Origin of the sequence: Micromonospora salmantinae (genome assembly GCF_022230905.1) — a bacterium.
GTDB lineage: Bacteria > Actinomycetota > Actinomycetes > Mycobacteriales > Micromonosporaceae > Micromonospora > Micromonospora salmantinae.
The window spans coordinates 185,833-207,005 of the sequence record NZ_JAKKFG010000014.1 but is presented as its reverse complement, the minus strand read 5'-3'; the positions used below and the strand labels follow the sequence as shown (position 1 = coordinate 207,005).

The window sequence follows — 21,173 nt, the reverse complement described above, 5'->3', positions numbered from 1 at the left end:
AGAGGCACCATGACCGAGACCCTGCCCATCGCCCCGTGGCGCGTGTTCGCCGTCACCGTCCGGGCGGTACGCCGCCTGAGCCCTTCCTTCACCCGGGTGACCTTCACCGGGGCGAACCTGGACCGCTTCGCCGACAACGGCTACGACCAGCGGATCAAGCTGGCGCTGCCGCTGCCCGGTCAGGACCGGGCGACCCTGCCGGACGGCGCGGACTGGTACGCGACGTGGCGGGCCCTGCCCGAGCACCTGCGCAACCCGATACGCACCTACACGGTGCGGGCGGTCCGCCCCCACCTGGCCGAGGTGGACGTCGACCTGGTGCTGCACGGCGACAGTGGCCCGGCGACGCGCTGGGCTCGGCGGGCCAGCGTCGGCGACGAGATCGCCCTGGTCGGGCCGGATGCCGGCTTCGACGGCAACCACGGCGGAGTCGAGTTTCGACAGCCCACCGGCGGCACGCTGTTACTGGCCGGGGACGAGACCGCCGTGCCGGCGATCAGCAGCATCTGCGAGCGGCTCCCCCTCGACGCCCGGGGCACTGTCGTGCTGGAGGTGCCCGACGCCGCCGACGTGCTGCCGCTGCTCGCGCCGCCTGGCGTCGAGGTTCGCTGGCTGGCCCGGGGCGCCGACGGGTACGGCAGCCGGCTGGTGCCCGCCGTCGTCGCGGCGGCCGGAGAGCTGCTGGCCCCCGGCGTGTCGACGGCCGCCCAGCCCGTGCCGGACGTCGACGTGGACACCGAGATCCTGTGGGAGGTGCCCGAGCAGGTGGCCTCGGCGCCGCTCTACGCGTGGCTGGCCGGGGAGGCCGGTGTCATCCGTAACCTGCGCCGGCACCTGGTCGCCGAGCGGGGTCTGGACCGGCGGGCGGTGGCCTTCATGGGCTACTGGCGTCTCGGCCACGCCGACGCCGACTGACAGCGCCGCGAGGCGCACCACGCCGGGAGGCCGCGAGGTGCGTCGGAGGCCGTGAGGCGCGTACCGTTTCGGGTCGGACTTGGGGCGGGTCGGCTGGAGCCGGCACGGGATACGGGACGAGACAACGACGCATGACGGTGGACAACATTACCGAAAACGGTCAAGAGGGTATTGACCGAAGCCGGCTGGAGGCCTGCCTCAGCGTCTTCGAGGCGTTGGAGGCGCTGCCCTCCGACCACCCCGACGTGGTGCAGGTGCAGCGGGCCACCGCCCGGCTCTACAAGGTGATCAAGCAGCGGCGGCGGGAGGAGCGGCGGGACGCCATCCTCGCCGCCGACCGCGCGGTGACGGAGGCCACCGCCACCGGCGCTCCGGGGCGGATCGACGACGAGACGCAGGGCATTCCGCTCGCGTCCTCCGTCGCGGGCGAGACGGCGGGCTTCCTGCACAATCCGCGCGGCTGCTACGTCTGCAAGCAGCGCTACCGCGAGGTGGACGCCTTCTACCACCAGCTCTGCCCGTCCTGCGCCGCGCTGAACCGGGAGCGCCGCGACGCCCGCACCGACCTGACCGGCCGGCGTGCGCTGCTCACCGGCGGCCGGGCCAAGATCGGCATGTACATCGCGCTGCGCCTGCTGCGCGACGGCGCGCACACGACGGTGACGACGCGGTTCCCGCACGACGCGGTTCGCCGCTTCGCCGCGATGCCCGACAGCGCGGACTGGCTGCACCGGCTGCGGATCGTCGGGATCGACCTGCGCGATCCCGCCCAGGTGATCGCCCTCGCCGACGACGTCAGCAGCCAGGGCCCCCTCGACATTCTGATCAACAACGCGGCGCAGACCGTCCGCCGGTCCCCCGGGGCGTACGCGCAGCTCATCGCCGCCGAGGCCGCGGCCCTGCCGGACGGCCCGCTGCCGGAGCTGATCACCTTCGCCAAGCCGGACGGCCAGGGCGGCCCGGTGGGCAGCCTGACTGCCGGGCCGCAGTCGACGGCGCTCACCCCGCACGCGCTCACCGCGCTGGCACTGACCAGCGGCTCGGCCTCGCCGGAACGGATCGCGGCGTCCACGGCCATCGACGCCGGCGGTCTCGTGCCCGACCTCGACTCGGTAAACAGCTGGGTCCAGCGGGTGCAGGAGGTGGACCCGGTCGAGCTGCTCGAAGTGCAGCTGTGCAACGTCACCGCGCCGTTCGTGCTGGTCAGCCGACTGCGGCCGGTGATGGCCGCCGCGTCGGCCCGCCGCAAGTACGTGGTGAACGTGTCGGCGATGGAGGGCCAGTTCGGCCGCGGTTACAAGGGGCCGGGGCACCCGCACACCAACATGGCCAAGGCGGCGCTGAACATGCTGACCCGCACCAGCGCCGAGGAGATGTTGACCGACGGCATCCTGATGACCAGCGTCGACACCGGCTGGATCACCGACGAACGCCCCCACCCGACGAAGATGCGGCTGGCCGACGAGGGCTTCCACGCCCCACTGGACCTGGTCGACGGGGCGGCCCGGGTGTACGACCCGATCGTCCGCGGCGAGCAGGGCGAGGACCTGTACGGCTGTTTCCTGAAGGACTACGCGCCCTGCGCCTGGTGATCGCCCCGCACGACGCACCATAGAGGAGAAGAACATGTCAGCTGACCGTGAACAGTGGCCGACGCTGGACGAGCTGCTGCGCGAGGAGAACGAGCTGGAGCTCGCGGGCCTGTCCGAGACCGACGCGTACGAGCTGGGGATGCTCGCCGTCACCGCCGCGACCGAGCAGCGGCTGCCGGTCTCGGTGGGCGTGTGGCGGGCCGGACGGCAGCTGTTCCACTGTGGCCTGCCGGGGTCGACGGCGGACAACGACGCGTGGCTGCGCCGCAAGGGGCGGGTGGTGATGCGCTTCGAGCACTCCTCGCTCTACATGGCCCGGCTGTGCCAGGACAAGCAGGTGACGCTGGCCGAGCGGTTCGGCCTGCCGGCCTCGCGGTACGCGGCGGCCGGGGGCGCGGTGCCGTTGCGCGTGCGCGGCACCGGTGTGGTGGGCTGGGTCGGTGTCTCCGGGCTGCCGCAGCTGGACGACCACCGTTTCGTGGTCGACATCCTCCGCAAGCTCCCCCGCTAGGGCGCGTTCCTGGCGGCCTCGCAGGCGAGGCCGCCAGGTCACTCGCTCAGCGTTCGCGCCGGTTGGCGCGTAGGGCGCCCAGGAGCACGCCGGGCCGGGCCAGCGAGTGCGGATGCTCGCGCATGGAGACCACGTCGTTGAACCGCCGCGCGGTCGCCACGTCCGTGACGGTCGCGGCGATGATCTGCCCACTGGCCCACTTGGAGAGCCGGTAGCCGCGCGGGTAGGGCCCGTCGACGTGCGGCAACGCCAGGTCCGCCGAGGTGGAGAGCGACCAGGCGGCGTCGACCACTACCTTCTGGAGCGCGAGGTAGTGGCGCGCGGGCTCCCGCAGATCCGGGCCGGACCGGAGGTACGTCGACAGGCAGGCCGCGTGCAGGGCCGCCGCCGTCATGCCCTGCCCGTACACCGGGTTGAACGACGCGACGGCGTCACCGATGCTGATCAGCCCGGCCGGGAACCGCTTGAGCGCGTGGAAGTCCCGTCGCCGGCTGTCGGCGTGGTGGTAGGTCTGGACGTCGCCGATCATCTCCTGGTCGGCGACCTCGGCGAACTCCGGTGGGAACTGCTCGCGCAGGCGGCGGACGAAGTCGTCAGCGGTGCGCCCCGGGCGGTCGTTGCCGTAACCGGCCATCATGGCCATCCACCGACCGTCCTCGATGGCGAAGAACGCGGCCCCGGCCACGTCCATCGCCGTCCTCGGCGTGTTCAGGGCCAGGACGACGGTCGAGGCCGGGGTGACCTCCGGGCGGCGGAACAGGGCTGTCGCGTAGTTGAGGTGCACTGTCATCCGCCGGGTGACCGGCCGGTCCCAGTCGGCCTGCTCCAGCCAGTCCGACAGTCGGCTCGACCGCCCCATGGCGTCCACCACGAGGTCAGCGCGTTCGACACCGAGCACCCCACCGACCTCGCAGTGGACCCCGGTGACCGCGGTGCCGTCGAACACGAGGCCGGTGGCGCGGGCGGTGATCGTCTTGACGTTGGGCAGTCGGAGCACCTGCTGGCGGATCAGGCCCTCCAGCAGCGGCCGACTGCCCGCCAGACTGTCGGCGTCGTCGGGGACGACGACCTTCGGACGCCCGTCGAGGTAGTTGCGCCGGGCCGCGGGCGGCGCCTCGACCGCTCCGCGCGCCAGTGCCTCGTCGCGGAATCCGGGAAACAGCCGCTCCAGCTGGAAGAGGCCGCCGGGCAGCAGCGCGTGCAGCTGCGTCCCCTGGGGTACGCCGGGCCGCGCGCCGGTCACCTGCGGGTCGTCCCGGTCGATGATGACGACGGTGTCGGCGTGGTCGGACAGCACCCGGGCGGCCAGTAGACCGGCGACACTGCCGCCGACCACGACGGCCGTGCCCATCGTCGGGGACGGCTGGTCAGGGGGTCGAGCCGCATTCAGCTCTGCGAAGACCCGGGACGGGGAGAGGGACATCGTGCTCTCCAAGGGGGTAACGGGGTGTGTGCCCTCCCCGGTCACTGTCCGCGGCCGTGCGCGGACAGACCGGTGGACGGTCGTTCGACGTTTTGCCCGCCGATCGTCGCACAACCACCTGAAGGGCAACCGGCTGTGTCCGCCAGATGACCGTGTGTGATCCGACGGGCCGGGTGTGGACCATCGTGCCACGCCCTGACACGATACTTGCGCTAGCAGTGCAAATACTTCGTCCGTCCCAGGTGGAGGATCGATGCACACATCTCGCCGGAGCCTGCTCTCCGTGGTGGCCGGGATCGCCCTCGCGGCCAGCCTGTCCGCCGTCGTCGTTCCACGCGCCGCCGAAGCCGCCGCCACGCCGACGTACCGTCCAGTGGTCTTCGTACACGGCAGCGCGGGATCGGCGGCGCAGTTCGAGACCCAGGCCAAACGGCTGGCCAGCAACGGGTACCCGATCGACATCATCGAAGCCCACGAGTACGACTCCCCGAACGTCGCGACGATCCTGCCCCAGGTGTACGCGGGACTCGACGCACGGATCTCCCGCCTGCTGGCGGCCACCGGCGCGGACCGGGTCGACCTCGTCGCGCACTCACTGGGCACCTTCGTCTCGCAGGGCTACCTCACCAGCTCGCCGGAGCGTGCCGTCCGGGTCGCGCACTACGTCAACCTGGACGGGCGCACCGCCACCTCGCCGCCGGGTGGTGTGCCCACGCTCGCCATCTGGGGCGAGGGTGACCCGGCCCGCGCCGTCGTCGGCGCGACAAACGTGCACCTGCCGGACCAGTCGCACACCCAGACCGTGTCGTCGGTGGAATCGTTCACCGAGATCTTCGGCTTCCTCCGGAGCCGCGCGCCCCACACGACGCGGATCGTGCCGCAACTCTTCGGCGCCGCCCGGGTCTCCGGCCGCGCCGTGCTCTTCCCGAGCAACGTCGGTGTCACCGGTGCCACCCTCGAGGTCTACCCGGTCAGCCCGCTGACCGGCGGCCGACTGTCACACCGGCCCACGCATCGGCTGTCGCTCGGCGGCGACGGCTCGTTCGGCCCTCTCCCGGTGCTCGCCACGGCCCGCTACGAGTTCGCCATCGTGCGCCCGGGCGCCGCGACGCACCACTTCTACTTCCAGCCGTTCCTCCGCTCGGATTCGTTGGTGCGCCTGGCGACCAGCGAGCCGGGCGAGGGCCTCAGCGGCCTGGTCGAGACCAGCGACCGGCACACGGCGCTCACCATCCAACGGCAGAAGGAGTGGTGGGGCGACCAGGGCGACGCCGGCGACCACCTCTGGATCAACGGCAGGGATGTCCTGAACGCGGCGAACGCACCCCGCGTCAAGCGGACGATCGGCATCTTCGCCTTCGACGACGGCAGCGACGGCGTCACCGACCTGACGGCCCCGTTGCCGGAGTTCTTCAGCCAGACCTTCATCACCGGCATGGACGTCTTCATCCCGGCGACGCCGGCACACCTCGGCCTGGTCCGGATCACCGTGGGCCAACGCGGCGGCGGCCACGAGGTAATCAACGTACCCAACTGGAGATCGAGCACCGACCGGGTGACGGTCAGCGTCGACGACTTCTGACCGCGCCTCGCGGCCGGCCCGGCCACCTCAGGTCGAGACGGTGGCCGGGACCGCTCGCACTCGTCAGACGGTGGCCGGGACCCGCTCGCGCACCCGTCGCCCGACGGCGAAGCTGACCAGCCCCAGGATCAACCCGACGACCGCCAGAACGACGCCCACCCGGGCCGGCGCGAGGTAGCCGAATCCGGCGGCGATGGCGACGCTGCCCAGCGCGGCGCCCAGGCTGTTCGCGATGTTCATGGCCGACTGGTTGACCGCCGCGCCCATCAGTTGCGCTCCCGGGGCGACGGTGATCAGGCGCGCCTGCAGGACCGGACCGAGATACAGGCTGGTCGCACCGACCAGGAACGCACCCACGAACAGACCGACACGGGTCGACGCCACGAGGCTGAACACGGCGATGCTCACGATCATCGCCACGAAGCCGACGACCATGCTCCGCTGCAGGTCGCGGTCCGCCAGCCAACCGCCCAGGGCGTTGCCGACTGTCATCCCGAGACCCACAGCGACCAACGTCCACGGCACCGTCGCGGCGGAGAGGCCGGTGACGTCGGTGGTGACCGGTGCGATGTAGGTGTTCACCGCGAAGAAGCCGGCGAACCCGACAGCGCCGGTCGCGGCGACCAACCAGACCTGCGAGGTCCGCAGCGCCCGCAACTCGGCGGCCGGCGAGCCGTCGACCGCCGCGGCGACCTCCGGAACGACCGCCAGCACCGCCAGCAGGGTGAGCAGGAAGAAGCCGGCGATCACCAGGTACGCGACCCGCCAGTCGACCGTCTGCCCGAGCCGCGTGATGAGGGGTACGCCGACCAGGTTGCTCACTGTCAGACCGCCGAGCACCGTGGCGAAGCCACGGGCCTCGTTACCGGGGCCCATCAGGGTCGCCGCGAGCAGACCGGCCGCGCCGAAGTACGCGCCGTGCGGCAGCGCCGCCAGGAACCGGGCCACCAGAACCAGGTCGAAGGTGGGGGCGAGCGCGGACGCGACAGTGCCGACAGCGAACAGCACGAGCAGCCCGAGGACGAGCTTCTTGCGGGGCAGGCGCGCGCTCAACGCGGCGATCAGCGGCGCGCCGACGACCACGCCGAGCGCGTACGCGGTGATCATCCAGCCCGCCCGGGCGACGGCGTCCGACGACGACCGCGCGTACTCGTGCGGGAGCAGACCGCGGGCGATGTCGGGCAGCAGCCCCATCGCCACGAACTCGGTCAGGCCGACCGCGACGCCGCCCAGTGCGAGGGCGGCAAGCGCCGCCAGCCGTCGGCCTCTACTCATCTCGATCACCGAAAAAATTTAGCAACAGCGTTGCGTAATAGGGTGGTGAGATGACTCGTGTCACTGCCGACGTCACCTTCCTACGCGGCTACAACGAGGCCATGGTCATGGCGGTGGGACGCACGGCCCGCACGTTCGAGCGCTCGACAGTGGTCGAGGCCACCGGCCTGACACCGCAGGGGGTCTCCAAGGTCATCGCCCGGCTGACCGCCGACGGCCTGATCCGCCCCGCCGGCGTGCGACGTCCCGGCATCGGCAAGCCCGCTGTCGTCTACGAACTCGTCCCGGACAGCCGGTACGCGATCGGCGCCCACGTGGCCCGCCGCACGCTGCGGCTCGTCCTGGTCGACCTGGCCGGCACCGTGCACCCCTCTGCGGTCAGCCCGCTGCCCCGCGACTTCACCCCGGAGCAGCTCCTCGGCGCCCTGAGCGCCGGCATCGACACGCTGGCCGGCATCGGCGACCTGCGGGGCCGGCTCACCGGGCTGGGCATCGGCATGATCGGTCCACTCGACCACGCCAACGGCCTGGTCCGCGACGCCCACGGCCTGCGGCACTGGCACGACGTACCGCTGCGCGAGATCGCCGAGAAACACCTCGGCCTCCCCGTCCACCTGGACAAGGACGTCACCGCGGGGATCACGGCCGAGGCCTGGCGGCACGGCGCGACGTTCGGCGACGCCGCCCTCATCATGGTCGAGTCCGGCATCGGCGGCGGCTTCTGGCTGGGCGGTGCGGCCCACCGGGGGGCGCACACCAACGCGGGCGAGTTCGGCCACACGGTCGTCGACCTGACCGGGCCCCGCTGCGTCTGCGGTCGGCACGGGTGCCTGGAGATCGTGCACCACCGGGCCGCCGAGGCCGGAGACATCGCACACGCCGCCCGCGTTCTGGCCGTCGGCGTCGTCAACCTGCTCCAGACCCTCGACCTCGCCCACGTGGTGCTGGCGGGCGCGGACCTCCTCCGGCACCCGCAGACCTATCTCGCTGCGGTCACCGAGGCCGTCGGGGCGGACGCCCGGCGGGCGGACTGGCTCAGCACCAGGGTGGCCCTGTCCAGCCTCGGCGCGGACGTGATCGCCGCGGGCGCCGCCATGCAGGTCCTCGACCAGCACTACGGCATCCCGGAGCTGGCCCATTCTTGATCGTTGGCAGCTGAGCAGCTCCACACACCGAACGACGCCCTGCTGGGCTGCCACCGATCGCCACGAGGTCGGGGGACTCGCCGCGTCGCTACGCCCTCGCGGCGTCGGTGTCCGAACGGGTGCAACCGTTGGCCGGGCTCTCGCTGAGCGCGATGACCTCGTCGAGCCGCTCGCGCGCCTGCCGGAGTTGGGTGATCTGCCGATCGATGCGGTCGCGTTCGGCGCGGAGCATGGCCCGCGACTGCGGTGTGTTGACCTTCGCGTCGACGCAGGGCAGCAGGTCGAGGATGGTTCGGCTGGACAGGCCGGCGGCGTACAGCATCTGGATCAGATACACCCGGTCGACCGCGTCGTCGAGGTAGTGGCGCTGACCGCCGCTGCTCCGTGTGGCAGCCAGGAGGCCCTGTTCCTCGTAGTAGCGCAGGGCTCGTACCGACACCCCGGTCTTCGTGGCGAGTTCCCCGATCCGCATGGACCCCTCCCCCAGCCGGTGACGCCAGCCACACAGCCTCGCCTCTCACGTCAACGTCAGGTTTTACCGTAGCTCGCATTTGTTGACGTTCACGTGGTGGGCCTCGGGCCGGTGGTTCAGCCTGCGGAGGCGGACGGCCCCGGCGTCGGCACGCCACCGGCGACCGCACGGGCGGGCGGCGGCGACGCCGGGGCCGGTCGCAGATCCGCGGGTACGGGCAGCGCGCTGCCCTTGACGAACTGGCCCCAACTGGCGTTCCAGGCCGTCCAGCCGTTGCCCGACTGGAGCCGGACCTCGGTGCCGGTGAAGGTGACCAGGTCACCGACCCGGGTGACGCCCATCAACCAGTCGGCGTTGGCCGGCGAGATGTTCGTGCAGCCGTGCGAGACGTTGCGGTGTCCCTGATCCGCCACCGACCAGGGTGCCCCGTGGATGAACTCGCCGCCCCAGGTGAGCCGTTGCGCGTCCTCGACCTTCACCACGTAGCCGCCGTTCGGCTCGCCGCGCGTGTCGAACGTGGTGTACTGGTGCTTCTCCATGATCACCATCTTGCCGCTGGACGTGGGGGTGCTGCGCTTGCCCAGACTGACCGGGATCCTGCGGATCAGCTTGCCGTCCCGCAGCACGCGCATCTGCTTGGTGGCGTTGTCGACTTCGAGCGCCACCTGGCGTCCGATCTGGGACGTCGCGGTGCGGTCGGCGTCACCGACGTGGTTCTTGCCGATCGGCAGACCCGCCAGGCCAGCCCGGACACTGATTGTCGTCCCGGGCCGCCAGAAGTCGGGAGCCCGGTAGTAGACCTGACTGCCGTCGTCCACCCAGGACCAGGCACCCGGCTGCGGTGGGTTCGTGGTGACGAACAAACGACGCTGCACGTCGGCGCGGGCGGCCCTGGCGATGGGCGGATCGAAGCCGATGGTCACCGGCATCGCGGTGCCGTACGTCTGCTTGTCGGCGAAGTACAGGGTGCTGCTCACCTGCGGCTTCGTCGACGCCGCCGCGGTGGTGAAGGTGGTGGTGCGGGTGGTGGTCCGCCCGGAGTCGCCGGTGGCGGTCACCGCCAGGGTGTAGGTGTGCTGCGGGCGCAACGGGACGCTCGGCACCCAGGCCGAGCCGTCCTCGCGTGGCTCCGCCCGGACCAGCGTGCCCGCGTCGTCGACGATGCGCACCGCGGTGATCTTTCCGCCCGTGACGAGCGGAACCACCTCGGCGCTGAGCGGCACGTCCCGGGAGAGATCGGCGGGCGTGACGGTCAGTTCGGGCGACGGCACCACCTGCTCGGCGGGACGCACGGCGGCCTTCCGCGCGGTGGTGCACCCACCGAGGACCAGCGGTGTCGCCGCGACGGTCACCGCAACGAGCGCCATACGCCTTCGTAAACCCATCGAACGTCCCCCGGCTTCCGCGTGCTCCGTGGCGGCAATTCTCTCCGCGTCGGCGGCGCCCTGCGCTGTTTCCGGAAATCACGCAACGAAGGTGGGAACGGTCGGCAGGGCAGCCGGTCCGGGCCCCTCGGTTGCGCTTCCCTTTCGTGATCCTCGGGGCATCGAAGTGTGATGCTGCCGTGGAATGCTGGCCGACATGCGCAGAAGACGACGTCCATGGATTCTGCTCCCGCTTCCCCTCCTGCTCCTGACCGCCTGCTCGCCGGTGGATGAGCCGATCGTCGCCCTCGCCGTCCAGGATGGTCAGCCGGTCGGCGTACTGGTCACCTGCGAGGACAGGGACGCGCGCCTCGCCGTGTTCGAGAACGACCATCAGGGTGATCCGGGCAAACGAACCCTGATCAGGTGGAGCATCAACGGCCCGCCCGCGAGTGAGATCGTGGAAGTAACCCTGCTGGGTCAGCCGCCGGAGGGCTGGGAGGTCGCCGACGCTGTCGACACCCCAGCGGCCGAGGCGGACATCGATCCGGACGTCGAGCCGCTCACCGAATTTCGGCCCGGGGTCACCTACACCGTCACCGGGTCGAGCCGCCGTAACGCCATCTCGGTGGACTTCACCCTCGCGGACCTCCCACGGATCGGCCCGGACCAGGTGCTGGCGCCGCGCGGACACGACTCGACGAGGGTCGTGTCCCGGGAGACCTTCCTGCGCAAGGCACGCGACAAGTGCTGAGCAGGACGGCGGCCGGGGAGACCGGTAGAAAAGCAGAGTGCCGCCACAGTCGCCGATTACAGTTTTTGGAGAAAAATCAGGGAATTGAGATCGAGCCGACATCACGGCGACTCCACAAACCTGACCAGGCAATCGCAGAGCGATATTTAAGGGAGAATTAATCGTTTCAGTTGGAAACGAGCAGGGGGCCGACTCGTATTCTTCGTGCTCGGAAGAAAGGTGCGTCCCCCGTTGATAAATCTCCGATCCACCCCTCGACACCGTCGTTCCGTCACCGCCCTGCTGCTGGTGAGCGTGGCGCTCGCCGGCGGATGCAAGGAGGCGCCGGGTACCCCCGCCGGGGCCGGCCCGTCCAGCGACGCCGGCATCGGCTCGCCCGGCCCGGATGCGCCGACGGCCACCGTCCCGGGCGACCCGTCGCCCACGCCGAGCGCCCTGGGCACCCCGTCCGCGCCGGGCAAGCCGGGAACGCCGGCGACCAGCGCCGCCCCGCCCACCGCATCCGGCGGCTGGATCACCATCGACGCCGCCTCGCAGGCCGCCGCGACGAAGGCGTTCTTCGTGCGCAAGCCCAAGCCGGTGACCGGCAACCCCGTCAAGGTGCCCGAATTCAACGTCGGCTGTACGACCAGCCACCACAACAGCGACGACCCGATCGTGCTGCCGAAGCTGGTGGGCGGCTCGCACAACCACACGTTCTGGGGCAACAAGTCGACCGACGCCAACTCGACAGCCGACTCGCTGCGGGCGTCCAAGGCGACCACCTGCAACTCGCCGGACGACCAGTCCGCCTACTGGGTGCCGACGATGTACCAGAACGGCAAGGTCGTGGACCCGAAGGAGGTGACCGTCTACTACGGTTCCCGCCTGAAGGACCCGAGCAAGACCCAGCCCTTCCCGTTCGGCCTTCGAATGATCACCGGTGACGCCAAGAACCAGGTCGACACCCCGGACAAGCAGGGCAACCACTTCTGGTGCGCCGGCATCGGCGGCGAGATCGGCCGCAGCGCCGACAAGACGTTCCCGGTCTGTGCCAAGACCGCGAACATCGTCCGGCAGATCACCTTCCCGGACTGCTGGGACGGCAAGCACCTGGACAGCCCTGATCACAAGGCGCACATGGCGAACGGGGACCACACCGGGGCCTGCCCCAAGAGTCACCCGGTGCCCGTACCGTCGGTGTCCTTCGTGATCTCGTACCCGTTGAGCGCGAACACGGACGGCATCACCCTCGCGTCCGGCACGTCGTTCTCCATGCACGCGGACTTCTTCAACGCCTGGAAGGACGAGGCGCTCGCCGCACGGGTGCGCAACTGCCTCGACCAGGGCGTCAAGTGCAACTCGGCCGGTAACTTCTAGTCGACGCGGCCCGACGGCGGCGGCCGGTCACCCCGAACGCGGGGGTGGCCGGCCGCCGTCGCGTCGATCAGCTAGAGCCGGGCGGCGCCCGCCTCGGTGGCCTCCTGCACCGCCGAGGTACGGCGGACCTCGGCCCGCTGGTCACCGGCGTCCTCCCGGTCCGGGCCGGCCACCCGGGCCGACCGGTTGGTGGTCGTGGCCGCCTGGTCACCGGTCACCCCTCCACGGATCCGGTTGTTCGCGGCCACCTGGGCGGCCGGGTCGTTGGACGTCACCGCCAACTGGCCGTTGATGATGTTGTCATCGACGGTGACGCCGCCGGTGGTGCTGGTGACGCTCACGTCCCCGCCCCAGTAACCGCCGGAGGCGCAGCTGTCGAGGGCGCCGTTCGGGCCGAGCTGCACACCGCCCAGGTTGCCGGCGAAGGTGGCCCGGCCCTGGACCGCACTGCCACACACCACGCTGCCGGTGGCGCTGTTGAGCACCGACAGCGTGCCGTCGACGAACGAGTCGTGCAGGTCGGTGTAGTAGGTGCCGGTGCTGCTGAGGTTGCGCTGCACCTGGGTGCCCCGGTCGAGCCGGACCTCGCCGGCACCGACGTTGACGTGCCCGGTGACCGTCGACGCCTCGGCGAACAGGAAGCTGTCGATGGTGGTGGAGCCCTTCGGCCGTACGGTGACGGTGCCGGTGCGGGCGTCCTTCAGGAAGATGCCGTACCCCCCGGCCGCGAGCACCACCTGGCCGTCGACTGTCGTCTCGGTCGCGTCGAGGTACCCGTCGGCGGCGACGCGTACCTCGCCGCTGACCCGACCACCGGTCACCACCAGGTTGCCGCCGGCCGCGACGGTGACGTTGCCGGTGATAGTGGTGCCGGTCAGCGCGCAGGACTCGCCGGCGGGCACGAGCAGGTCGTTGGGCACGGTCACCGCGCCGCCGGTGCCGATGCAGTGGGTGACCAGGTCGGCGTGTGCGGTGGGCGCCACGGCCAGCACCGAGGCCGCGATGACGGCGCTCACGGTGGCGAGCTTGGCGACGGTACGTCCGGGCATCGTGGTACTCCCTGTCGGTGAGGTTCGAGGACTCATGCGCCGACGTCCGATCGGGCCGCGGCCCGGACGATGGCGCCCTGCTGCCGCCGGTCGAGCGTGCCGCCGGTCACGAGCGCGGCGGTGACCGCTTCGACGTGGCGGACGAATTCGGCGTGCCCGGGGTAGTCGGCGTGTTCGTCGATCAGGTCGTTGATGGTGCAGCCGTCGCCGGTGTCCACGTTGGCCACACCGGTGTCGCCCCCGTCGATGACCACGGTGGCCCGGGTGTCCGAGTCGGGGCAGCGGTCGGTGTCGTCGACCACCACTGTGAACGACGTCGACTGCTCGGTGGAGGAGTTCCCCGCCGTGTCGGTCGCCCGATACCGCACTGTGTGCGCGCCGGGTGCGCGGACGGCGACCGGAGCGGTGTACGCCGTCCAGCCTCCGGTGTCGAGCGCGTACTCGATCTTCGCCACGCCGGACTCGGCGTCGGTGGCCGTGACGGTGACGGTCGCGCCGCCGACGTACCCGCCGTCGTCGTTGCGATCACCGGCCACAGTGGCGGCGACAGTGGGTGGGGTGGTGTCCTCGGCCTGCGGCTCGACGACTGTGAAGTGGGACATCTGCTCCGCCGACGTGTTGCCGGCGACGTCGGTGGCCCGGTAGTGCAGCATGTGCATCCCGGCCGCGCTCACCGCGATCGGGTTCGTGTACCCGGTGAAGGCCGCCCCGTCCAGGGCGTACTCGATGGTGGCGACACCGGATCCGCTGTCGGTGGCGGTCAACGTGGCGGTGGCCGTACCGATGAAGTTGCCGTCGTCGTCGCGGTCGCCGGCCAGCGCGACAGCGACCACCGGCGCCGTGGTGTCGTCCTCCCCCGGCTCGACGATCCGGAACGCCACCGAGCCGACGGCGCTGGTGTTGCCGGCCTGGTCGGTGGCGCGGAACTGCACCGCGTGGTCGCCGATCGCGGTCACCCGCACCGGCTCGGCGTACGGCAGGAAACTGGTGTCGTCGACCTGGTACTCGACGGTCTGCACCCCCGAGTCGGCGTCGGTGGCCGTCACTGTCACAGTGGCCGCGCCGAGGTAGTTGCCGTCCTGGTCCTGGTCGCCGGAGACCGCGGCGGTCACTGTCGGCGCTGTGGTGTCGCCACCGCCACCGCCGTCGGTGACCACCAGCTCACCGACCATCGAGCTGTGGCCGGGGATCGAGCAGAAGTACCGGTACCGGCCCGGGGTCAGCGTCACTGTCGCCTGGTGGCGGCCGTCGTTGGCGTCGAACGGGCTGGCCAGGATGTTGAGTGTGACGTCGTGGTTGTAGCCCTCGGTGCTGGTGTCGAAGGTCAGGGTGTGCGGCATCCCGGTGGTGTTTCCGGTGGCCGCGCTGTTCTCCCAGATGATCGTTGTCGCTCCGGCCACCGCCGTGGTGGGCGCGGACTTGTACTGGGTGATGCTGTCGTCGGCGGTCCAGGTCAACACCTGGTCGGCGGCGACACGCGGGGCGGCGGAGGCGGGCGCCACTGCCAACGGGATCACCGTGAGCAGGAGCGCCGCCAGCGCGGCCGTCAGTCGTCGGGTCATCGTCACTCCTAGAGTTCCCGCGCACGGATGTTGCGGAACTCGGTCAGGTCGTTGTCACCGTGGTTCTGCAGGCCGATGAAGCCGCGCAGGAACTGACGCAGGTCGGTTGGCGGGTCGCCGGCGCGCGAGGACTGCTTGCCGGGCGTGTTGTCGAACTCGTTGATCACCACGCCGTTGCGGATCATCGTGTAGTGCTGCCCGACGGCGCGGATCTCGTAGTCGTTCCACTCGTTCTTCGGCGTCACGCCGGCCTGGGCCAGCGGCACCGGGTCGAAGTTGTAGACCGAGCCGGTCTTCTGCGGCTCGCCGGTGTCACCGTCGTAGATCTGGATCTCGTGTCCGCAGTAGATCGCCATCCAGGCCGCCGAGGTCCGCGCCGACCCGACAGTGCCGCAGCTGTCCGGTGGCCGCTGGTCGAGGGGCGTTCGCAGGTCCGGGAACCGGATGAAGACTCCGGTGTTGGCCCGGCCGGTGCCCGGCGCGATGTCCCGGAACTGCAACTTCAGCGAGAAGTCGCCCAGCTCCTTGGTGTGCCAGAGCATGCCCAGGCCACCGCTGGAGCGCAGCGACCCGTCCGGCTGGATGCCGAACTGTCCCGACGGCGCCTGCTGCCAACCGCGCAGCGACTCGGCGGTGCCGTCGAAGAGCGGCTCGTACCCGGTGTGCCCGTCCCGGCCGATCTCCGACGCGGCGGCCAGGCGGGTGAGGGTGCCCGCTTCGCGGGTGCTGAGCAGGTCGTCGTCCTGCAACGCGCGGGCCACCGCGGTGACGTGCCGGACGAAACCGTTGTGGTCGGCCCAGGTGCTCTCGTCGTCGATCAGGTCGTTGGCCGTGCAGCCCTGCCCGACGGTGCGACTGGGCACCCCGGTGTCCGTGTCGCCGAGCCACACCGTCGACCGGTCGTCGGGCACCGCGCAGCCCACGGTCACAGTGGTCTGCACTGTCGCCGTCTGACCGTCGGCGTACGTGACGGTGAGCTTCGCGGTGTAGGTGCCGACAGTGGCGTACGTGTGCCGGGGGTCCGCCTCGGTCGACGTGGCGCCGTCGCCGAAGTCCCAGCGGTGGCTGACGCCGCCGGAGCGGGAACCGGTGAAGGCGATGGTCAGCGGCTTGTTCTGCACGGCGACCGAGGTCGCCGCCGGTGCCGGAGTGGGCGCCCCGCCGGTGTAGGTGACCCGGATCAGCTTCTGGTTCGCGTGCAGGCTGAAGAAGCCGCCGCCGTAGTCGAGCAGGTAGAGCGCGCCGTCCGGGCCGAACTTCGCGTCCATCCAGCTCTGCAACCGGGTGTCGCCGTTGCCACCGGGGATGATGGCCCGCAGCGACTCGGCGTACACCGGTGGGGCGGCCTGCGGCACGCCGGCCGGGTCGACGGTGACCGCGACCCGGTTGGCGGAGTTCGACTGGTCACCGATGAACCACTTGCCGTCCCAGTGCTCCGGCCAGGCCACGCCGCTGGTGGTGTCGACGAGGCTCCGGTGGTACGTCGGGCCGGACATGATGGCCTGCCCGCCGCCGCGCAGGTACGGCTGCGTGTAGGTGGCGTCGGCCGCCACGTAGGTCGGCAGGCCGCTGCCGTCGGTCCGCTTCGGGAACACCGGGCCGCCGCCGTCGGGCGAGTACCAGATCATGTTGTCCCGGGCCGCCGGGATGTCCTCCAGTCCGTTGTTGCGCGGCGAGGTGTTCTTCAGGTTGTCGCAGTCGTACCAGCCGGTCAGCACTGTCGCGTCGGTGTTGCTGCGGTCGCGGTACGGCTGCCGGTTGCCCATGCAGTACGGCCAGCCCTGGTTGCCGGCCGAGGTGATGATGGTGGCCGTCTCGTACTTCGCCGGGCCAAGGGTGGGGCTGGGCGACGAGGCGTCCGGGCCGACCCAGCCGGCGGTCAGCCACTGGTGCACAGGGTCGATCTGGAGGCGGGCGATGTTGCGTACGCCCATCACGTAGATCTCCGGCCGGGTCTTCTCGGTGCCCGGTGGGAACAGGTTGCCCTCCGGGATGGTGTACGTGCCGTCCGGCTCCGGGTGAATCCGGATGATCTTGCCGGCGAGGTCGTTGGTGTTACCCGACGTGCGGCGGGCGTCCTGGAACGAGATCCCCTGGTACTCCTCGGTCCAGTTGTTGCCGGCGTAACCCTGCGACCCCTCCGAGGAGTTGTTGTCGCCGGAGCCGACGTAGAGGTTGCCCTTCGCGTCGAACGCCATGCCGCCGCCGGCGTGGCAGCAGCTGTGGATCTGCACCGGGAACTGCAACAGGTCCTTGCGGGTGGCCTGGTCGACGGTCTGCGCCTGCCGGTCGTAGGTGAACCGCGAGACGGTTCGCTGACCGACGCGCTTCGCCCGGTCGACCGAGTCGTGCGGCATCCAGTAGACGTAGAGCCAGCCGTTCTCGGCGAACGCGGGGTCGGGCACGATGCCGAGCAGACCCTCCTCGTTCTTGACCAACTCGGAGCCGCTGCCCCGGTTGCCCATCACCTCCAGGGTGGTGAGCAGCTTGACCTGCTTGGTGCGCGGGTCCCAGGAGTGGATGGTGCCGCAGCCCAGGCCGACCTTCGGGTTGTTCCAGTCCGCGATCGGGCCGCTCGGGCAGGCCGCCTTGCCGACGTAGAAGACAGTGCCGTCGGGGGCGATGGTGAGCCCGTGCGGCTCGCCGATCTGGTCCAGCTGCCCGGTCTGGTTGGCCGCGGTGAGTCGCTCCACCTTGTAGTTCGCGGCGATGGTGGCCTGGCAGTCGCCGCGTACCCGACCGGTGGTCCAGTTGAGAGCGCCGGCGAGGTGCGTGCGGAACGCCTCCTCGCCGTAGCTGCCCTCGGTGTGGCCCATGCCGGTGTAGAACGACCGGCCGCCGTCGTAGTCCCGGCACCAGGACACCGGGTGGAAGGGGCCGTTGGCGGCCGCCCCCGGGTTGTAGTGCCGCTCCTCGACCTGGGCGAGCGTGTGCACGGTGCCGATCGGGTTCGGGTCCCAGTTCTCCCAGCGGTCGGACCGGGTGAGGGTCAGCGGCAGCGACGCGGTGGCCGGGTGCTTGCGGTCCAGGATGTTCACCACCGCGCGGTTCACCGCGGGCGGCTCCGGGGCGGTGGTGCTGCCGGTGAACAGGCGCAGGTCGGCGAGTTGGACCAGCGGTTCACCGCTGTTCGCTGTGACGTTCAGCCGGTAGCGCGTGAACTCCTGCGGCGCGGCGATGTCGAACCGCCGGGTCTGGTAGCGGTCCGGGAAGGTCTGCCCGGTGCGGCGGTCCAGGTCGGTCCAGCTCTGGCCGTCCGTGGAGCCCTGCAGGGTCCAGTCCTTCGGGTCCCGACCGGAGGAGTCGTTTGCCGACGTGAGCGCGTACCCGGTGATCTTCTTCGGTGCGCCCAACTCGTACGCCACCCAGGCGGTCGGGGTGCGGACCAGCCACTTCGTGTTGGCGTCGCCGTCGGTCAGCTTCTCCTTGGTCTCGTTGGGTGGGTTCTCACCGCTGGCGGTCACCCGGGTCACCGGCTCGGCGACCGGGATGGCGCCGGCCGGGCGGGTGCCGATCAGCCCGGTGAACCAGGTGGAGTCGACCTGGGCGCGGGCGGCGTCGGCGATGCCGACGAAACCGCCGCCGGCCTTGACGTAGTTCTGCAGCGCCGACTCCTGGTCGCGGTTCAGCGCGGCGCCCGTCGCGGAGAGAAAGACCACGCTGCGGTACGCGGACAGCCCGGCCGCGGTGAAGGCACCCGGGTCCGTGCTGGCCGTGACATCGATGTCATGAACGGCACCAAGCTGTTTGATGGTGTCCACCGCCCGCGACACCGGGTCCTGTTGCTCGGCCACCGGGCCGTGGAACACCAGGACCGCGGTCTGCTGCGGCTGCGCCGCCTGCGGGGCGGCCTCCGTTCGTGGTGCGGCTGCGGCCGCCGTCGTCGCCGGGAGCAGTGTCGATAGGGCCGCTACCGCGGCAAGGGTTCGTCGTAGTTTTCTGGTCATGCCCGTCCCCACTTTCGGTTCGGTCAGCTTCCGTGCGTGTGGGTGTGGCCCTGGAACCGGTGGATCGCCTCCTCGGCGCCCGGCGGCATGCTGCCGTCGGCGTTGCGCACCAGGAAGATCCCGGCCATGCCGCCGTCGGAGTGCGTCTGCACGTGGCAGTGGTACATCCACGCGCCGGGTCCGACGCCCTCCCCGGCCAGCACCTGGAATCCGAACGAGCTGCCGGGGTTGAGGTCCTTGTTGTCGACCACCAGGCTCGGGTCGCTCGGCCCCTCCAACATGCCGGTGCGGTTGTCCGCCCAGCGGTGCGCGTGCAGGTGGAAGGTGTGGAACAGGTTGCCGTGGCCGATGGCGATCCACTCGACGCGCTCGCCCAGGTTCGCCTCGAACATCGGGGTCGCCGGAGCCATCTTGTTGTTGATCATCATGTCGTGGAACACCGCTGTGAACTGCTTCGACGGCAGGATGTCGCCACGACGCCGGACGATCAGCGCGCCGTACAGTCCCTTCGCGACACCGCCGGTGCCGTGGTCGGTACCCATCGCGTGATCGTGGTAGTGCCAGTAGCCGGCGCTGCCCGGCATGTACCGCCGACCCGCAGCGGCCACCATCTCGTGGGAGCGCCAGACGTACGTCCGCGTCTCACCCGGGTTGTTGAACGAGGCGTTGAACGGGCTGCCATCGGACTCGGTGCTGTAGTCCACCCCGTGCGGATGGATGGACAGCCGCTGGTTGGTGGTGTTGACCAGGGTGATCTCCAGGGTGTCACCCTCGTACATCTCCAGGATCGGGCCCGGAACGGTGGCCTGACCTGGTGCCAGGCCGTACCCGAACAGGTTGCCGGGCAACTGCTCGGCGTAGATGGTGATCTTCTTGGTGACACCGGCGGCGGCCCGGGCGGGGCTGCCGCCGAACGCGGTGCCGATCGTTGGGGCGGACGCGCCCAGCGCCCCGGCGGCGAGCGCGCCGGTGGCGATCAGCGATCTGCGGGACAGGTGGCGGTGAGGGCCACCAGCGTGATCGTCCATGGGTCTCCGTTCCCGACCGGGCGAAGACGCGACGAGGGCAGGGTGCATCGACCGCCGAGCACGAGGGCGGTGGCACGACTGAGGGTGAGGCTCGTCGCGAACTTTGCTCGGAAGACTCAGAACTTTCGATGGATGACAGCAACTTATGTAATCCATCGACGAAAGTACAGGTCTGATTGCAAAAAGATTACCTTGACATCACGACGTCAGTCGATTGACATGAAGCTGACACGTAGGCCGTCGACCTGCCCGGTAGCGGGCGGACACCGCCGCCCGCTACCGGGCAGCGCACAGATGAACGCCGGGCTGCCATCGATGAGGCAACCCGGCGGGAAGGACGTACGGGAGCTGTCGTCAGGGGTGGTGGCGATCGTCCGTCGGCAGGCTGGGGATCTGCGGCGGTGCGGGCGACTGGTCGGGCTGACCGAGGTGTGCGACGTGGGTCGGGTCGAGGACCCGGGAGAGGAACGCGCGGGTCCGTTCGTGCTTCGGCGCGCCCAGCACCTCCTGCGGCGGCCCCTGCTCGACCACCACGCCACCGTCCATGAAGACGACCCGGTCGGCGACGTCGCGGGCGAACGCCATCTCGTGGGTGACCACCATCATCGTCATGCCGTCCTCGGCCAGCTTGCGCATGACGGTGAGCACGTCGCCGACGAGTTCCGGGTCGAGCGCGGAGGTCGGCTCGTCGAAGAGCATCAGCTTCGGCTCCATCGACAGCGACCGGGCGATCGCCGCCCGCTGCTGCTGCCCACCGGAGAGCTGCGCCGGGAAGGCGTCGGCCTTGTCGGTCAGCCCGACGCGCTCCAGGTTGGCCCGGGCGATCCGCTCGGCCTCGGCCCGACCTCGCCGGAGCACCCGGCGCTGGGCGATGGTGAGGTTGTTCAGGACGGTCAGGTGCGGAAACAGGTTGAACGACTGGAACACCATGCCGATGCCGCGGCGGACCGCGTCGATCTCGACGTCCGGGTCGGTCATCTCGACCCCGTTCACCCAGATCTTGCCGGCGGTCGGCTCCTCCAGCAGATCGACGCAGCGCAGCAGGGTCGACTTGCCGGAGCCGGACGGCCCGATGACGCAGACCACCTCGCCCTGGCCGACCTCGAAGTCGATGCCCTTGAGCACCTTGAGCGGCCCGAAGGACTTGTGCAGGTCGCGGATCTCCACGGCGGGGCGGGATGGGGTGGTCGTCATC

The 21,173-nt window shown here is 70.6% G+C and carries 15 protein-coding genes and 1 pseudogene; 7 read left to right on the top strand and 9 right to left on the bottom strand.

Annotation, left to right across the window (positions count from 1 at the left end; genetic code table 11):
- The first annotated feature begins 9 nt into the window (after nt 1-9).
- The 3 genes from PSH03_RS14040 (at nt 10) to PSH03_RS14030 (ending at nt 3,018) form a co-directional block, all read left to right on the top strand.
- A complete protein-coding gene (locus PSH03_RS14040) occupies nt 10-915 on the top strand; it encodes a siderophore-interacting protein (RefSeq protein ID WP_238689384.1) in 906 nt (301 codons plus the stop codon).
- Between the two features lie 131 nt (nt 916-1,046).
- Nucleotides 1,047-2,507 (top strand): SDR family NAD(P)-dependent oxidoreductase, encoded by a 1,461-nt coding sequence (locus PSH03_RS14035; RefSeq protein WP_091406888.1) that lies wholly within the window; start codon nt 1,047-1,049, stop codon nt 2,505-2,507.
- A 34-nt stretch (nt 2,508-2,541) separates the two neighbouring features.
- Complete coding sequence (locus PSH03_RS14030) at nt 2,542-3,018, top strand: heme-degrading domain-containing protein (RefSeq protein ID WP_210781145.1); 477 nt, start codon at nt 2,542-2,544, stop codon at nt 3,016-3,018.
- A 46-nt stretch (nt 3,019-3,064) separates the two neighbouring features.
- On the opposite strand, the gene PSH03_RS14025 is transcribed toward PSH03_RS14030, so the two are convergent.
- A complete protein-coding gene (locus PSH03_RS14025; RefSeq protein ID WP_210781146.1) occupies nt 3,065-4,441 on the bottom strand; it encodes an FAD-dependent oxidoreductase in 1,377 nt (458 codons plus the stop codon).
- Nucleotides 4,442-4,694: 253 nt separating this feature from the next.
- Between PSH03_RS14025 and PSH03_RS14020 the strand changes: the two genes are divergently transcribed.
- The gene (locus tag PSH03_RS14020; protein WP_238689383.1) at nt 4,695-6,023 is read left to right on the top strand and encodes an alpha/beta hydrolase; all 1,329 of its coding nucleotides are present in this window, start codon (nt 4,695-4,697) and stop codon (nt 6,021-6,023) included.
- Between the two features lie 63 nt (nt 6,024-6,086).
- Here PSH03_RS14020 and PSH03_RS14015 read toward each other — a convergent pair whose 3' ends face one another.
- Entirely contained in the window at nt 6,087-7,298 is a 1,212-nt protein-coding gene (locus PSH03_RS14015; protein WP_255750560.1) for an MFS transporter, read from the bottom strand.
- Between the two features lie 50 nt (nt 7,299-7,348).
- Between PSH03_RS14015 and PSH03_RS14010 the strand changes: the two genes are divergently transcribed.
- Nucleotides 7,349-8,443 (top strand): ROK family protein, encoded by a 1,095-nt coding sequence (locus PSH03_RS14010; protein ID WP_238689381.1) that lies wholly within the window; start codon nt 7,349-7,351, stop codon nt 8,441-8,443.
- Nucleotides 8,444-8,531: 88 nt separating this feature from the next.
- Here PSH03_RS14010 and PSH03_RS14005 read toward each other — a convergent pair whose 3' ends face one another.
- On the bottom strand, nt 8,532-8,915 hold the full coding sequence (locus tag PSH03_RS14005) for a MerR family transcriptional regulator (RefSeq protein WP_210781150.1): 384 nt from the start codon (nt 8,913-8,915) through the stop codon (nt 8,532-8,534).
- Between the two features lie 116 nt (nt 8,916-9,031).
- Nucleotides 9,032-10,282 (bottom strand): L,D-transpeptidase, encoded by a 1,251-nt coding sequence (locus PSH03_RS14000; protein ID WP_238689380.1) that lies wholly within the window; start codon nt 10,280-10,282, stop codon nt 9,032-9,034.
- A gap of 214 nt (nt 10,283-10,496) precedes the next feature.
- Between PSH03_RS14000 and PSH03_RS13995 the strand changes: the two genes are divergently transcribed.
- Both PSH03_RS13995 and PSH03_RS13990 read left to right on the top strand, forming a co-directional pair.
- Nucleotides 10,497-11,033, top strand: a complete 537-nt coding sequence (locus PSH03_RS13995; protein WP_210781152.1) for a hypothetical protein — start codon at nt 10,497-10,499, stop codon at nt 11,031-11,033.
- Between the two features lie 231 nt (nt 11,034-11,264).
- Complete coding sequence (locus tag PSH03_RS13990) at nt 11,265-12,392, top strand: DUF1996 domain-containing protein (protein WP_238689379.1); 1,128 nt, start codon at nt 11,265-11,267, stop codon at nt 12,390-12,392.
- A gap of 71 nt (nt 12,393-12,463) precedes the next feature.
- Here the strand turns inward: PSH03_RS13990 and PSH03_RS13985 are convergent, their stop codons facing one another.
- The 5 genes and pseudogenes from PSH03_RS13985 to PSH03_RS13965 all read right to left on the bottom strand — a co-directional run bounded on the left by PSH03_RS13985 (nt 12,464) and on the right by PSH03_RS13965 (nt 21,172).
- Nucleotides 12,464-13,441: a hypothetical protein gene (locus tag PSH03_RS13985; RefSeq protein ID WP_238689378.1), complete on the bottom strand. Its 978-nt coding sequence runs from the start codon at nt 13,439-13,441 to the stop codon at nt 12,464-12,466.
- A gap of 32 nt (nt 13,442-13,473) precedes the next feature.
- Nucleotides 13,474-14,904: pseudogene (locus PSH03_RS13980) on the bottom strand (OmpL47-type beta-barrel domain-containing protein); the annotation flags it as partial.
- Between the two features lie 107 nt (nt 14,905-15,011).
- Complete coding sequence (locus PSH03_RS13975; protein WP_238689376.1) at nt 15,012-18,950, bottom strand: ThuA domain-containing protein; 3,939 nt, start codon at nt 18,948-18,950, stop codon at nt 15,012-15,014.
- Between the two features lie 23 nt (nt 18,951-18,973).
- Nucleotides 18,974-19,978 carry a multicopper oxidase domain-containing protein gene (locus tag PSH03_RS13970; protein ID WP_091406920.1) on the bottom strand — a complete coding sequence of 335 codons (1,005 nt, stop codon included), beginning with the start codon at nt 19,976-19,978 and terminating at the stop codon, nt 18,974-18,976.
- A 354-nt stretch (nt 19,979-20,332) separates the two neighbouring features.
- Nucleotides 20,333-21,172 (bottom strand): amino acid ABC transporter ATP-binding protein, encoded by an 840-nt coding sequence (locus PSH03_RS13965; RefSeq protein WP_238689375.1) that lies wholly within the window; start codon nt 21,170-21,172, stop codon nt 20,333-20,335.
- Between the last annotated feature and the right edge of the window lies 1 nt (nt 21,173).

What these genes read in the sequence shown, in the direction of transcription:
- PSH03_RS14040 (WP_238689384.1), top strand. Translation starts at nt 10, where the DNA reads ATGACCGAGACCCTGCCCATCGCCCCGTGGCGCGTGTTCGCCGTCACC.
- PSH03_RS14035 (WP_091406888.1), top strand. Translation starts at nt 1,047, where the DNA reads ATGACGGTGGACAACATTACCGAAAACGGTCAAGAGGGTATTGACCGA.
- PSH03_RS14030 (WP_210781145.1), top strand. Translation starts at nt 2,542, where the DNA reads ATGTCAGCTGACCGTGAACAGTGGCCGACGCTGGACGAGCTGCTGCGC.
- PSH03_RS14025 (WP_210781146.1), bottom strand. Translation starts at nt 4,441, where the DNA reads ATGTCCCTCTCCCCGTCCCGGGTCTTCGCAGAGCTGAATGCGGCTCGA.
- PSH03_RS14020 (WP_238689383.1), top strand. Translation starts at nt 4,695, where the DNA reads ATGCACACATCTCGCCGGAGCCTGCTCTCCGTGGTGGCCGGGATCGCC.
- PSH03_RS14015 (WP_255750560.1), bottom strand. Translation starts at nt 7,298, where the DNA reads ATGAGTAGAGGCCGACGGCTGGCGGCGCTTGCCGCCCTCGCACTGGGC.
- PSH03_RS14010 (WP_238689381.1), top strand. Translation starts at nt 7,349, where the DNA reads ATGACTCGTGTCACTGCCGACGTCACCTTCCTACGCGGCTACAACGAG.
- PSH03_RS14005 (WP_210781150.1), bottom strand. Translation starts at nt 8,915, where the DNA reads ATGCGGATCGGGGAACTCGCCACGAAGACCGGGGTGTCGGTACGAGCC.
- PSH03_RS14000 (WP_238689380.1), bottom strand. Translation starts at nt 10,282, where the DNA reads ATGGCGCTCGTTGCGGTGACCGTCGCGGCGACACCGCTGGTCCTCGGT.
- PSH03_RS13995 (WP_210781152.1), top strand. Translation starts at nt 10,497, where the DNA reads ATGCGCAGAAGACGACGTCCATGGATTCTGCTCCCGCTTCCCCTCCTG.
- PSH03_RS13985 (WP_238689378.1), bottom strand. Translation starts at nt 13,441, where the DNA reads ATGCCCGGACGTACCGTCGCCAAGCTCGCCACCGTGAGCGCCGTCATC.
- PSH03_RS13975 (WP_238689376.1), bottom strand. Translation starts at nt 18,950, where the DNA reads ATGACCAGAAAACTACGACGAACCCTTGCCGCGGTAGCGGCCCTATCG.
- PSH03_RS13970 (WP_091406920.1), bottom strand. Translation starts at nt 19,978, where the DNA reads ATGGACGATCACGCTGGTGGCCCTCACCGCCACCTGTCCCGCAGATCG.
- PSH03_RS13965 (WP_238689375.1), bottom strand. Translation starts at nt 21,172, where the DNA reads ATGACGACCACCCCATCCCGCCCCGCCGTGGAGATCCGCGACCTGCAC.